The organism is Syntrophotalea carbinolica DSM 2380 (assembly GCF_000012885.1).
Classification (GTDB): Bacteria; Desulfobacterota; Desulfuromonadia; order Desulfuromonadales; family Syntrophotaleaceae; genus Syntrophotalea; species Syntrophotalea carbinolica.
Genome location: NC_007498.2, coordinates 1,483,539 through 1,496,731 on the forward strand (window position 1 = coordinate 1,483,539; position 13,193 = coordinate 1,496,731).

Sequence of the window (13,193 nt, forward strand, 5' to 3'; positions counted from 1 at the left end):
CTTTTCCGTGGTAAAGTACCTCGTTATTTCGCTGTACTTTCATGGTGCCTACGATGCATTCCCTGATAAAGGAGTAGCTGTTTTTTGAAACCGATCGATCCTCAAAACATTCGGCGTATCATGGTGCGATCGACCAACTGGGTTGGCGATGCCGTCATGACCACGCCGGCTATGGCCGATCTTAGGAAGGCCTTTCCCGACGCTGAAATCGTCGTTGTTGCCAATCCTCTGGTGGCTCAACTGTTTACCTGGCACCCCTATTGCGATCGTGTGCTGGTTTACGACAAAAAAGGGCCTCACAAAGGGTTTGCCGGATTGTGGAAATTCGCACGGCAACTCAGTAGGGAAAACTTCGATATGGCCGTTTTGCTGCAAAACGCCATCGAAGCGGCCATTATGGCTGCTCTGGCCGGCATACCGCGACGGGTCGGATACCGCACCGATGCGCGGCGTTTACTTTTAACCCACGGTGTCGCCGTGGGGGCCGAGCAGAAACGTTTGCATCATACAGAATATTACCGTCATATGCTTGGCCATATCTGCCCGGGGCAGGGTGACGGTCGCCTGCGTCTTGCGTGCAGCGAGGCGGAGCAGTCCTGGGTAAGGGAGACTCTCGGGGACGATCGTTGGGTAGCCATTAATCCCGGTGCCGCTTATGGCTCCGCCAAACGTTGGTTGCCCGAGCGGTTCGCCGCGGTTGCCGATGGTCTTGTCGAGGAATTCGGTTTGCGGGTGGTGTTGACCGGCGGACCCGGCGAGAAGGAAATCGGCCGGGATATCGCGCAGGCCATGCGTGCCCCGGCACTGAATCTGATTGGCGAAACATCCGTGCGGCAGTTGATGGCGGTACTGGAGGCCTGTCGGCTGATGATTACCAACGATTCGGGGCCTATGCACGTAGCGGCTGCTTTCGATGTGCCCATCGTGGCGGTGTTCGGCCCGACCGATCATACCACCACTTCACCCTGGACTCAGGATTGTCGCATCGTACGTAAATCCATCGATTGCGCCCCCTGTCTGCTCCGGCAGTGTCCGACCGATCATCGTTGTATGCGGGCCATTTCGCCCGAAGATGTACTGACCGCTGCACGTCAGCTCCTGGGAGATGTCTCATGAGAGTGCTGATTGTTAAAATCAGTGCCCTGGGCGATGTGGTGCATGCGTTACCGGTGCTCGCCTATCTCAAGGAGGCCCATCCGGAGATCAAGATCGACTGGTTGGTCGAAGAAGGCTTCGCACCGCTGATCGAAGGCCACCCGATGTTGCGGCGGGTTTACCGTCTTGGACTCAAGCGCTGGCGGCGCGAGGGCTGGAGATCCGTTCTCGCAGGCGTTAAGTCCACAGTGCACGAGTTGCGTAACGAGCGTTACGATATGGTTCTCGATTTGCAGGGGAACTGTAAAAGTGGTCTCTTTACTTTGCTATGCGGTGCTCCCCGGCGGTACGGATTTTCTTTCAGTGGCGTGCGGGAATGGCCGAACCTGCTTGCGACCAATCGCAGGGTTGTATTGACTGCCGCCGACCATCATATCAGTGATCGTTCCCTGGCGGTGGCACGCGAGGCGTTTCCTGTCGGCAATGCGCGTTCCGCGGCGGGGCCTTTGCACGTGACACCTCAGGCACGTACAGCGGTGGAGAAGCAGCTCGGTTCATTTAATATGAATGGCCCATCGCTGGTTGTCCTGCAATACGGAACGACCTGGGAAACCAAACTCTGGCCCCTTGATTCCTGGCAGCGATTGGCTCGCACGCTCTGTACGGAAGATAACCTGCGACCGGTATTGATATGGGGCAACGAGGCCGAACGTGACGCCGCCGAGGCCATTTACCGGGCTACCGATGGACAGGCCGTGATCTGGCCGCGCGGCACTTTACAGGAACTTGCCGCGCTCCTGGAGAGAGCCGATTTAGTGATCGGAGGCGATACCGGTCCGATTCATATTGCTGCCGCCCTCGACACTCCTACCGTGTCGATTTTCAGAGTGACGGACGGATCCCGAAACGGGCCGCGTGGGCCACTTCACATACGTTTGCAGAGTCCCCTGGAATGTTCGCCTTGTCTTCAGAAATCATGTCCAAGGGATGCGGAATGCGGACATAGCATTACCGTTAACCAGGTGCTGGACGCCACACGCAAACAACTCAAAAGACAGGGCCAACAATGATTTATGGCACAGGCAGTATGACTGTCACCGAGGAAGCCCGATCCGCGCTCGAGGCCGCCGGTCTTACCCGTTTTAATGATTTTATGGGATATGCGGGAGGTACGCATATCTGCCATAAGCGGGGTCGCTCCACTGTGCGTTTGCAGATCGGCGAGCGGGCTTTTTTTCTCAAGCGTAACCGGTTTCACTGGGTTGAATTTTTAAAGGGGATCTCGCGTCTGCGTCTGCCGGTTCGCGGGGCGCTTCGCGAGTGGCGCAATATTGCCAAGGTGCGTGCTGTCGGCGTGCCGACGGTGATGGCTGTTGCGTTTGGTGAACGCCCCCTACTGGGGATTGAAACCTGTTCTTTCAGCATGACCGAAGAGTTGTATGATTGCCTTCCGCTGGATCAGGTGCTGAACACAGGATTTTCCGGGGCTTTATCCCGGGAGCAGCGCCAACGCAAGCGCGGTTTCATTCGTCAATTGGGGGAGCTTGCTCGCCGTTTGCATGAGAATGGCCTCTATCATCAGGATTTTTATCTGAGCCATTTCTTCCTTGGTCCCGACGATGTACTGCATCTTATCGATCTGCAGCGGGTCTTGTCCAATCCTTTGCGTGCCGGTCATTTTCGTATCAAGGATCTGGCTCAACTTAACTATGCCGCCGGTCGCGTGAGCTGTCTGAGCCGAACCGATCGGTTGCGGTTTCTGTCGGCTTATTTCGGTCATTCCCACCTGACTGTTCCGGAAAGAAAGCTGGTGAAGGCTGTTCTGGCCAAGACGGCCCGTATTGCCCGACACGATATCAAGTTGCTGGCGCGTCGCCGTCGCCGCGGAGAATTACCTTAAATCCTGAACGATGCATAGCATTGGGGGGTGCATGACTCGGAAAATCAGCGTTATATGCGCACCTGCGCCCAAACCCAATCCCGGCATGGCCAGTGTCGATCTCGCTTTCCATGCATTAAGCCGTCGGCATGGGTTTGCCGATCAGGTAACCTTTTATCAGCTTTACACCGCCGATGAGTTGCATGCACAAGCTGGAGATGAGCTGCAAAAGGAAGTGCGTATCCGGCAGAGCCTGCCGTTTGCCTACCAGAATTTTCGCAATCGTCTGGAAGATGTTTTCTCCAGTGACCGGATCGTGTTTTGGGGCGACTTTCTGCATAGTGCGGATTATCATGTGGCGGCTGCGCGACGCCTGGTAAAAATCGGCCTGGTCGATCATGCCGATGATGCTCTTGCGTTGGTAAGGGATCACTATTTTCTACGCCACGCGCCCGCAGAGGTCTGGTCGAAGGTCCTGGTTTTCGGCGGTAACTTGCTCCATAATCGCTCAGCGCATTATAGCGCCGACGATTACGGACCAGAGGCGCAACGATTTTTTCGGCGTGCCGAACAGATCAAGATGCGGGATATTTATTCGGCGGCCCGGGTGTCCGAACTGCGCAACGACTATTCTGCGAGTTATCTGGGGTGCGATTGTTCCCTGGTGTTATTGCCAGAGGATTTAAAAGAGCTGGCCTGCAGCGATCGGCAGAATCCTATTGTTCCCGACACCGGCCGTGTCGGTGTTTTTTTCGGGCGCAATAAATGCCATCCCGGAATCATGGCACGTTTTGCGCGCGATCTGTGTCGCAGGTTGGGTAAGCGCGGACAATGGTTGCCGTGGGGCCTGACCAAGGGTTTCGGGCGCATGCGCGACAAGGTTCGTTTCCGGTTTCCCGGTTTGGAGATTGTGAACCATCCGACGCCGCCGACTCCCGGCGATCTGTACCGGATGCTTGGCAGTTATGAACTGGTGATCTCCGATACCTATCATGTATGTGTGAATGCCTGGCGTCTGGGGGTTCCCGCGGTGTGCATCGGTCAGGCGGTAGTTTCGGAACAGGACAATATCAACAGCGGCCACGTGTTCGCCTGGAGGGATAAACGGCAGGTATTCTACGGCATGTACGATGCTCTGGACTATTACGTGTACGCGGAAGAGATCGGGGATCGCCGCTTGCGTGGCCGAAGGCTCGATCAATTAACCGAATTGCTGCAAACGCCCGTATCCACGCAGGCCGTGCATGCACGCCTGTTGTCAAGTGCCCGCGCCATGGAACAATCGGCGATTCGGGCGATTTTGCCTTCACTTCGCTGACTCTTCGATAATTCAGATTGTTCAACCGGCAAGGGATACTTGCAATGCAATGGTCTATTATCATTCCCACCTACAATTACGGTCGTTATATCGAGCGATGTCTGCTTTCCATTCTCGATCAGTCCGGCGAGGATTACGAAATCGTGGTTGTCGACGACGGTTCCACGGACGATACCCGCGACGTTATCAAGACCTTTATGCAAAAACACAAGCTACCCGTCGGTCGCCTGCGCCTTTTGCATCAATCCAATCAAGGCCCCGCGGCTGCGCGAAATCATGGTATTGCCAAGGCCAGGGGGGATTTCATCTGGTTCCTTGATTCCGATGACCGCCTGGCCCCCAATGCCCTTGAGCATCTGCGTCTGGCTGTGGCTCAGCATCCTGACGGCGAGATGTTTTTCGGCGGTTACCGCTCGGTCGCGCAGTCCGGGGTGTCAACGGATAAACTTCCGGGAAATTTGAGTTCCGACCGGACGGAAAATTTTCGGCGGTTTCTGCGGAAAGATCTCAAAAGTCTCACCACCGGAGCCGTGGTCATTCGCAAGGCGGCTCTGGGGGAGCTTCGGTTTCCCGAAGGTATTCATGTCAACGAGGATGTGGTCTTTTTCGGACAGATGATCGCTCGTTGCGATACGTTGGCGATTCCCCAGGTGCTGGTCGAAAAGATACGTCATCCCGCCAGCTTGCGGGGAAATCTCGATCGTATCGAGGAAACCGGTCTACGTTCCGTCGATGCGCTGTTTGATCCCGCCCGGCTGACCCCCGAGCAAATGAAGCTGCGCTCCATGTATCGAGCCAACCGCTGCTTACGCCTGTTTCGTGCACACTACCTGGCTGGCAATCATGCCCGGGCCCGAGCCTATTATGCGCAGGCACTGCAAACCTCCCCCCGCTGTTTGTTCAAGGGCTCGTATCTGTTGAAGTTTTTGCTGTGCCTGGGCAAATAAAAGACACCATAACGATAAAATCACGGTTGTCAGAACGATTTTTTGCCCCTATGATAGCTTGTTTTTCCCGTACTGTTCGTGATGCGTTCATTTGCGGATGCTTTTTATTCGATCTTCAGTTGCGCTTGAACCCCGTTGTCGGATAAAAGCTGGTGGCGTGTGGCGCCTGATTTAGCACGGGGTGAGTGGTATTCGCTGACCTTATGGCGGCAAGCTGCGATCGATACCTCAAGTACATGAGCGGGATGCAAAGGTTGAGAGGAAAATCAGGTTCGATGTTATGTGCCAAAACACCACCAACAACTGTCTGGCTTTATCGATCCAGCCGTTCGGTCGCTGCCGATACCTGCGAGGTGGTATCTGTTGTTTCCCCGAGGGGACACCTGTTCCACCGAGTCGCGCGTCGCACACAGCGGTTTCTGCGACACCTTGAAAACTGCGGGTGTCCGGCCTGGGGTGTCGTGGGTGTCGGGGTGCAGAGTGCCGGGTGGTTATCCGAGCGCATTGTTTTTCAGACACGGTCTGTCGGCAAGGCACTCCCCCTGGAGGCCTATTGGAATGGTGCATACGGTGATTTGACTGCTGCCGATAAGCGCCGGTTTGTTCGGGTTCTGGGGCGCTTTCTGCATCGTCTGCACGATGCCGGCATTGCTTTTGATCACCGTCTCTGGGGTGAGTTGCTGGTTGATGCGCAAAGATCGGAGATCTCCTTTGGGCTTTATGGTCATCCGCCGGGCCGTTGGGGAAAAGCGTTATCCGATAGACAACGTATGGTTTCCCTGGCCTCTTTGTATGCTTCGGTTTTTGGTCGTGCCAGCCGATCCGAGAGGTGGCGACTCATTACGGCTTATCTCGGTCCTCAAGTCAGCCGGGCGCTGCGACGCAGATGGTTAAAAGGGCTGCAGGCCCGCTGTCTCAGGCAGGCCAGGCGTTTATGGTCCCGGCAGGCTCGGCGCTGTTTTGGCATCAATGACGATTTTGTCAGAGAAAACCGTCAGGGCTACGATGTTTATCGCCAGCGCGGCGCCGAAGCTGAGGCCGCTTTACGCGCTTTGCTGCCGGATCCCGATCAGGCTTTCGAAAATGCCGTGATCTATAAACCGGGCAGTCGTACGCATGCCGGGCATGTTGTGCTGGGTGGGCGTTCTTATTTTTTAAAACGCTACAATCGTCGCGGTCTGTTTTACAGTTTGGTCCGTTTCGGTCGTTTTTCCCGCGCCCGCCGCACCTGGCTGGTTACCTGGAAGGGAATCTTCCGGCATCTGCCTATGCCCCGGCCATTGCTTTGTCTGGAAGAGAAGTCCTTTGGCGTGGTTCGACGATCCTGGATCCTGATGGATTTTTTTGAAGGGCATCAACGACTGTGGCATCTTCAAAACATCCCGGAAGCCAGGCTTGGCCACCATCTGTACCGGCTCGGTCAAATGGTCGGTAACATGCATGCATCGGGGTTTTCCCATGGGGATTTAAAATGGGATAACATTCTGATTAACCCGCAACAGCCGGCTCAGGTATCGTTGGTCGATTTTGACGGCAGTCGGGTTAACCGTTGGGTTCGTTCCCGGCGGGTGCTGAAGGATTTGCGTCGTTTTTCCCGTGATTTCAAACGCTCCCGGTTGCCGGATGGTTTTCTGGATATTTTTATGCGTGGCTGGCATCGGCAGAGGTACTGGTGATGGGTATACAGCCAACACGAAGGGAAACGCCAGCAGGGGTTGAATTCGAGCGCAGAGGGGTTTATCGCTGCTATTTTGCAAGGGGAACATTTCTTGGAGAGATAAAGGAGGCGCTGCTTCCCGATCCGGAGCGCCTGTTCCGTCTTGGCGAGAAGGTTTCTTCGGGGCGTTCCGGCAATCCCCGCGATCAGGTCAAAGTTGTTGTCGGGAGTAAACCGTATTTTGTAAAGCGTTACAATTGCCAGGGTACTTACTACCGCATCAAGAATATATTCAGGGCTTCCAGGGCTCTACGCTCGATTCGCGCCGGACAGCTTTTGCTGTCTATCGGAATTCCGACGCCGGCGCCGCTGGTGGGTTTGGAAGAACGCCACCTGGGGTTGTTGGGTCGAAGCTATCTGGTCTGCCCGTTTCTGGAAGGGTGTCGTTCGCTGCGCGATCTTTGGCCGGAACTGGATGATTCCAGGCGGCAGTATTTTTTAAGGGTGTTGGGCGGCATGATGGGACGGATGCACCGGGCTCATGTCATTCATGGAGATAGTAACTGGCGCAATATCCTCATCGGGAATGAACATACGTCCCACCCCCAGATCTGGCTTGTCGACCTGGACGGCGTGCGCCGTTATCGACGGCTTCCCGCAGAGCGGGCAGAGCGAGATATCGGGCATTTTCTGCGTGACTTGTCTCGTATTGGTGCGGACCGGGAGACCGTGCAACTGTTTCGCCGCCACTGGCAGCATGCACTGAACAATTTATAAGGGGTACTTTAATGACGACAGTCGCTATACAAACATATTTTCAGGAATTGCGGGATGTGGTTGATCGGGTTGGCCGTGAAAAGGTCGACCAGATTCGGCAGAGCGTTCAACTTTTGACGGCGTGCCTGCGTTGCGGCGGTAAGGTTCTGATCATGGGCAACGGCGGTTCCGCGGCGGATGCACAGCATTTTGCCGCGGAGCTTGTGGGTCGGTTTCTTATGGAACGCAAGGCTTTGCCCTCCATCGCTTTGACCACCGATACGTCCATTTTGACGGCGGTGGGCAACGATTACGGGTTTGATGAGATTTTTAAACGCCAGATCGAAGCTCTTGCCGATCCTCGGGACGTGGTTATCGGTCTCAGTACCAGCGGGATGTCGAACAATGTATTTCATGCTCTGACGGCGGCTAATCAGGTTGGCTGCAAAACCATCGGTCTGCTTGGGCGCGAAGGCGGCAGCATTGCATCCATCGTCGATGTCAACCTGACGGTACCGGAGCATCATACCCCTTATATTCAGACAGCGCATGGGGCGGTATTGCACCTGTTTTGCGATCTGCTGGAAAAGGAATTGTTTACCCCGTCCGGGCAAACGGAGTAATATGTAAAGTTGTTACAGATACGCAAGGCCTGGTTTTGCAGCACTGCGATCCACGGCCGAAACGTTTTGTGAAATAGCCGGCTATTGCAGGGCAATGAATCGGCCCTTGATTTGTCCAAAGGGTAACGGAAACGCATTTTCCCGCAGTGTTGCGACAGCGTCTACGGCTCATGTCCGCCATCCTATAAGATTGAGATATCATGGAAAAAATTTCTTTTGTCATACCTATTTACAACGAGGAAGGCAACATCGAGGAGCTGTTCAAAGAGCTGACCTGTGTGGCCGACATGCTCAAACATCCTTACGAGATATTGCTGGTGGACGATTGCAGCAGCGATGGCAGCCTGGGTATCATCAAGGTTCTGGCGGCTCGCCATAAGCAGGTTCGTTATCTTTCGTTCGAAAACAATTGTGGCCAGTCGGCGGCGCTATATGCGGGGTTTCAACATGCCGACGGAGATATCATCATTACGATGGATGCGGATCTTCAGAACGACCCGGCCGATATACCGACCCTTTTGCAGCATTTCGGCGAATACGATATGATCAACGGCTGGCGTGCCGACCGGCAGGACACCTTGTCCAAAAAAATTGGCAGCCGCATCGGCAATTTTGTGCGCAATCGTTTGACTTGGGAGACTATTCACGATACCGGTTGCTCCCTTAAAGTCATGCGTGCTTCCATGCTTAAAGAAATTCGCATTTTCCGTGGTCTGCACCGTTTTTTACCGACGCTTATGCGCCTGGAAGGTGCCAGGGTTCTGGAGGTTCCGGTGCATCATCGGGCAAGGGTGCACGGTGTTTCCAAGTACAATAATCTGCAGCGCGGCATCGAAGGGCTGTACGATGTCATTGCCGTGCGTTGGATGATCAAGCGCCATCTCAAGGTAAGGATCAAGGAATTCAATGATTAAAACTGAAACGGCTATCCTGGTTTTGGGCCTGGCAGGACAAGCCCTGTTTTCCATGCGGTTTATTATTCAATGGGTTTATTCGGAAAAACGTCGTCAGAGCGTGATTCCGACAGCGTTCTGGTATTTTAGCCTGGGTGGCAGTCTTCTGCTGTTGATTTATGCTCTTTTGCGGCGCGACCTGGTATTCACCCTTGGACAGTCGACAGGGTTTCTCATTTATGGTCGTAATCTTTATTTTATTCACAAGCAACGCAAGCAAAATGCCATGGCCTGACTGCTGATTATGGCTTCACTTCTTTTTCCCTTCCTTTTCCGGTATGCCCGGTCTTTTGGCTTCTATGATGAATTTTACTGATCCGCCCGGTGGCTTTTTGCAACCCGAGCCTGATTGTGACAAGTTGTTTCGGCTCTTTTTCTGGTTGGTTTTTGTTGGCTCTCTGCTGGTTTACGGGTGGGGGATCTGGTCCGTACCGCTGCTGACCCACAATGAGGCCAGGCGATTGGTGGTATTACGGGAGCTCCTGGCCAGTGGCGATTGGTTGATACCGACCAAAAATGGTCAGGTATATCTGCAAAAGCCGCCTTTGTTTACCTGGTTCGGTGCGGTTTTTGCCTTGCTTAGCGCTAGTACTGCCGAATGGGTTTTGCGGCTGCCCTCGGCGTTGAGTGGGTTCGGAGCTACCTGGCTTTTGTTTTATCGGCTGAAGCGCTATATTGGTCAATGGCCTGCGCTGTTTGGGGCCGCGGTTTTGGTGACCTCGTATTTTTTTTCCACCAAGGCCCGTCTTGCCGAGATTAATATGCTGTTGACGGTGTGCGTGTTCGCGGCGATTGTGTGCCTTTACGAATACATCTGCGGTGGTGCCCGCAGATATCTGTCTCTGGTTTATGGCGCATTGGGGTTGGCTTTTTTGACCAAGGGCCCCGTGGCGCTATTGTTTTTTATTCCACCCGTGCTTATTTTTGGGCTGTTGGAAAAAGATCGCCGGACACTCAAGGCTCTCGTTTATTGGCCTGGATGGCTGGTATTCGGTCTCATAGCTTTTCCCTGGTATCTGTATGTCAATCTGTATCTCGAAGGTACGCCCATGCTTTCGGTGATACGCAGTGAAGTTTCCGCCAAGGTCGTGGAGGTAGCGCATCAAGCTGAGCCGGCATACTATTATATTCGCCATCTGCTGGGATCCTTTGCCCCATGGGTTCTACTGATTTTTTATCGTCCCATGCACGTTTTTCGGCGTATAGTTGCTTCAAAATCCGGACGTTTTTTCGGTCTGGCGGCGTTGGTACCGCTTTTGCTTTTTTCATTGTTCGACTATAAGCGGGACAAATACATCCTGCCTATCTATCCGGCTATGGCCGTATGTCTTGGCATGGTGGCGGAGCACTGGCGCATGGCGATGGCGCAGCGTGGGCGAGCCTGGGTAGGTCGTGTAATGGTCGGGGGAACCGCCGTATTGATGCTGGTTTTGATTGGCTATTTTGGTTATGTTGAGCCGCGGGCCGTTGCTTATCGTTTTGAATCGCTAAAACCTTTAGCCTCCAGGATCGACTCATTACGAGGCGATGTGCCGGTTTATTATCTGGGCGAAGAACCGATTCAGCTGATTTATTATTACGGGCGGCCTCTTCCGGAAATCACGGCCGATAAAGTTGCCCTGTGGCAGGAGCAACAGCGTCCCTTTCTGGTGTTGGTGAGAAAGAAGCATATTAAAAAGGCTGACGGTTTGAGATTAGAGATTATCGATCAGATGCAACCTTACCTGTCAAAGCGCGGCGTCATGTACATTATGGGCAGTGCCGAGTTTATGCGTACCATGGCGGCTGGCGATGGCCACCACTTGTTGTGAAGAATCGTTATGGCTTTAACGGTTCGCGAATGGGCCAATCTCAGCATGGTTATCGGTGCCTTTTTACCTTCAACCGGATAGATCGGATTTTGGCTTGTTCAGTCGCAAAACAAATCAAATCGTTTTTTGTTGCCCTGAGTAATGATCACGGTGATTTTTTAATAAGAATATAGGAAGCCGTTCATGGATATAGGATTCGCTACTTTTCAGTATTATCCCTTTGGGGGGTTAGAGAAAAGTATGCACAACATTGCCCGGGAGGTTTTGAGGCGTGGGCATAAGCTCACGTTTTATTGCCATTCCTGGGAGGGGCCTCATCTTTCGGGTGCCAAGATTGAAATAATTCCCGCCAAAGGCTGGACCAATCACGGAAAGATGCTTTCGTTTGTTCGGAAGTTTCAGAAAACAGTTCATAAATGTGAACATGATCTGGTTGTGGGATTTAAGCGGATGCCCGGGCTCGATCTTTACTATAATGGGGATGTCTGTTACCAACATGAAGTCGGTTTAAAATACATCCCATTGCTCAAGCTTGCTCCTCGTTACAAAATTCTGTCTTCCTTTGAAAAAGCGGTTTTTTCCAAGGAAGCGTCCACGCATATCATGTATATTGCGGAACGTGAAAAACGTATCTTTCAGTCCTGCTACGAGACACCCGAGCAGCGATTTCATCCATTGCCGGCAGGAATCGATAAAAAGTCTATTCGGGATGCTAGTTCGTCCGGCCAGCGCACCAGAACGCGTTCCGCTCTGGGGGTGTCCGGGGATTCTTTGGTACTGTTGATGATCGGATCCGATTTTCAACGTAAAGGGGTGGATCGTTCCATGCGTGCGCTGGCCGCACTGCCTGCAGACTTGCGCCAGAATACGCAGCTCTGGGTGGTGGGAAAGGGCGACGCGCGCCCCTTTGCCAAAATGGGGGCAGAGTTGGGTATTGCTGACCAGGTTGTCTTTTTGGGGCCTCGCGACGATGTTCCCCACTTGCTTGCCGCTGCCGATATTTTGTTGCATCCCGCTCTGAGCGAAACTGCCGGCAACGCCATTCTTGAAGGTTTGGTCGCCGGCATTCCGGTCGTTGTCAGTGAAAGTGCCGGATTTAGTGTGCATGTTGCCAGGGCGGATGGGGGCTTGGTCGTATCCGACATACCTTGGCATCAACATTTGCTGGATAAGGCACTTTTGCGACTCGCAAGCGATCAGGAGTTCAGGAAACAACTCGGCCAAAATGGTTGGTATTATGCCGATATCACGGATCTTTACGGCCGCCCGCGGGTGGCCTGCGATATCATTGAGAAACTCGTCAAGGAAAAAGTGCATGCAGATCTGGCTTGCTGATGAATTGCGGCATATGGCGCCACAGGGCCCCAAAGCGACCTTTGATTGGGTTATGGGGCTGGCGGGAGAGAGTGTTCGTCGGATCGAGCGGCGTCACACGTTTCGGGTCGAACTTGGGGGACGGGACTATTTTGTCAAACAACATTACGGATTGACCTGGGCCGATATCGTCGGAGAAGTCATACGTTTGCGGCGTCCGGTTTTGGGCGCTGGCAACGAATATCGTATGACTGCGTTGCTCAACTGTATCGGTATCGACACCGCGCAACTCGTTGCCTTCGGGGTTGATGGTCGCTGGCCTACGACACAGCGCTCCTTTATCATTACCCGTGCCCTGCCTCAGAGTTGTACTCTGAACGAACTGTGCATGCAGTGGAAACAACAACCGTCGGCAAAACTGAAAAGACAATTGATACGTGCGGTGGGTGAGATCGTGGCAAAGATGCACGGTGCCGGGATAAATCATAGGGATCTTTATGTTAATCATTTCCGCTTGCCTCTAAACTGGCTGGAAAATCCCATCGGCGAACCTCCCTTGTTTCTAATGGATCTGCATCGGGCTCAAGAGCATACAGTTCTATCATACCGGTGGCGGGTGAAGGATCTGGCTGCTTTGTTGTTTTCGGTTCTGGGTAAACCGTTATCGAAGCGTGACCACCTGCGTTTTTTACAAACCTATTTCGGTGAACGGTCTTTGTCACGTATATTTGAGGCAAATGGGGGCTTGTTTCGTGCGATTACTGAAAAAGCCGAGGCCATACTGCATCAGCAGGAAAGACGCATCAAACGAAAATCAGCTGCCAATAGGGATGAATAGTT

The 13,193-nt window shown here is 53.4% G+C and carries 13 protein-coding genes; all 13 read left to right on the top strand.

The annotated features are described in order from the left end of the window. Positions 1 to 84: 84 nt before the first annotated feature. The 13 genes from waaF to rfaP all read left to right on the top strand — a co-directional run bounded on the left by waaF (position 85) and on the right by rfaP (position 13,191). Complete coding sequence (gene waaF / locus PCAR_RS07150) at positions 85 to 1,116, top strand: lipopolysaccharide heptosyltransferase II (RefSeq protein WP_011340987.1); 1,032 nt, start codon at positions 85 to 87, stop codon at positions 1,114 to 1,116. Beyond that, the gene (gene waaC, locus PCAR_RS07155) at positions 1,113 to 2,165 is read left to right on the top strand and encodes a lipopolysaccharide heptosyltransferase I (RefSeq protein ID WP_011340988.1); all 1,053 of its coding nucleotides are present in this window, start codon (positions 1,113 to 1,115) and stop codon (positions 2,163 to 2,165) included. The genes waaF and waaC overlap by 4 nt, the downstream gene beginning before the upstream one ends. 17 nt (positions 2,166 to 2,182) lie before the next feature. Continuing rightward, entirely contained in the window at positions 2,183 to 2,995 is an 813-nt protein-coding gene (locus PCAR_RS07160) for a lipopolysaccharide kinase InaA family protein (protein ID WP_158447409.1), read from the top strand. A gap of 31 nt (positions 2,996 to 3,026) precedes the next feature. After that, the gene (locus tag PCAR_RS07165; RefSeq protein ID WP_011340990.1) at positions 3,027 to 4,292 is read left to right on the top strand and encodes a polysaccharide pyruvyl transferase family protein; all 1,266 of its coding nucleotides are present in this window, start codon (positions 3,027 to 3,029) and stop codon (positions 4,290 to 4,292) included. A 44-nt stretch (positions 4,293 to 4,336) separates the two neighbouring features. Beyond that, a complete protein-coding gene (locus PCAR_RS07170) occupies positions 4,337 to 5,239 on the top strand; it encodes a glycosyltransferase family 2 protein (RefSeq protein ID WP_011340991.1) in 903 nt (300 codons plus the stop codon). 275 nt (positions 5,240 to 5,514) lie between these two features. Then, positions 5,515 to 6,915: a lipopolysaccharide kinase InaA family protein gene (locus PCAR_RS07175; RefSeq protein ID WP_011340992.1), complete on the top strand. Its 1,401-nt coding sequence runs from the start codon at positions 5,515 to 5,517 to the stop codon at positions 6,913 to 6,915. Continuing rightward, positions 6,915 to 7,673, top strand: coding sequence for a kinase (locus PCAR_RS07180; protein ID WP_011340993.1), 759 nt, complete (start codon positions 6,915 to 6,917; stop codon positions 7,671 to 7,673). The genes PCAR_RS07175 and PCAR_RS07180 overlap by 1 nt, the downstream gene beginning before the upstream one ends. A gap of 11 nt (positions 7,674 to 7,684) precedes the next feature. After that, positions 7,685 to 8,275, top strand: a complete 591-nt coding sequence (locus tag PCAR_RS07185; protein ID WP_011340994.1) for a D-sedoheptulose 7-phosphate isomerase — start codon at positions 7,685 to 7,687, stop codon at positions 8,273 to 8,275. Positions 8,276 to 8,475: 200 nt separating this feature from the next. Continuing rightward, positions 8,476 to 9,189 carry a glycosyltransferase family 2 protein gene (locus PCAR_RS07190; protein ID WP_011340995.1) on the top strand — a complete coding sequence of 238 codons (714 nt, stop codon included), beginning with the start codon at positions 8,476 to 8,478 and terminating at the stop codon, positions 9,187 to 9,189. Further along, on the top strand, positions 9,182 to 9,463 hold the full coding sequence (locus tag PCAR_RS07195; RefSeq protein ID WP_011340996.1) for a lipid-A-disaccharide synthase N-terminal domain-containing protein: 282 nt from the start codon (positions 9,182 to 9,184) through the stop codon (positions 9,461 to 9,463). The genes PCAR_RS07190 and PCAR_RS07195 overlap by 8 nt, the downstream gene beginning before the upstream one ends. 64 nt (positions 9,464 to 9,527) lie before the next feature. After that, positions 9,528 to 11,039 (top strand): ArnT family glycosyltransferase, encoded by a 1,512-nt coding sequence (locus tag PCAR_RS07200; RefSeq protein ID WP_158447410.1) that lies wholly within the window; start codon positions 9,528 to 9,530, stop codon positions 11,037 to 11,039. A 183-nt stretch (positions 11,040 to 11,222) separates the two neighbouring features. Beyond that, positions 11,223 to 12,374, top strand: coding sequence for a glycosyltransferase family 4 protein (locus PCAR_RS07205; RefSeq protein WP_041531296.1), 1,152 nt, complete (start codon positions 11,223 to 11,225; stop codon positions 12,372 to 12,374). Beyond that, positions 12,355 to 13,191, top strand: coding sequence for a lipopolysaccharide core heptose(I) kinase RfaP (rfaP, locus tag PCAR_RS07210; protein WP_011340999.1), 837 nt, complete (start codon positions 12,355 to 12,357; stop codon positions 13,189 to 13,191). The genes PCAR_RS07205 and rfaP overlap by 20 nt, the downstream gene beginning before the upstream one ends. The last annotated feature ends 2 nt before the right edge of the window (positions 13,192 to 13,193 follow it).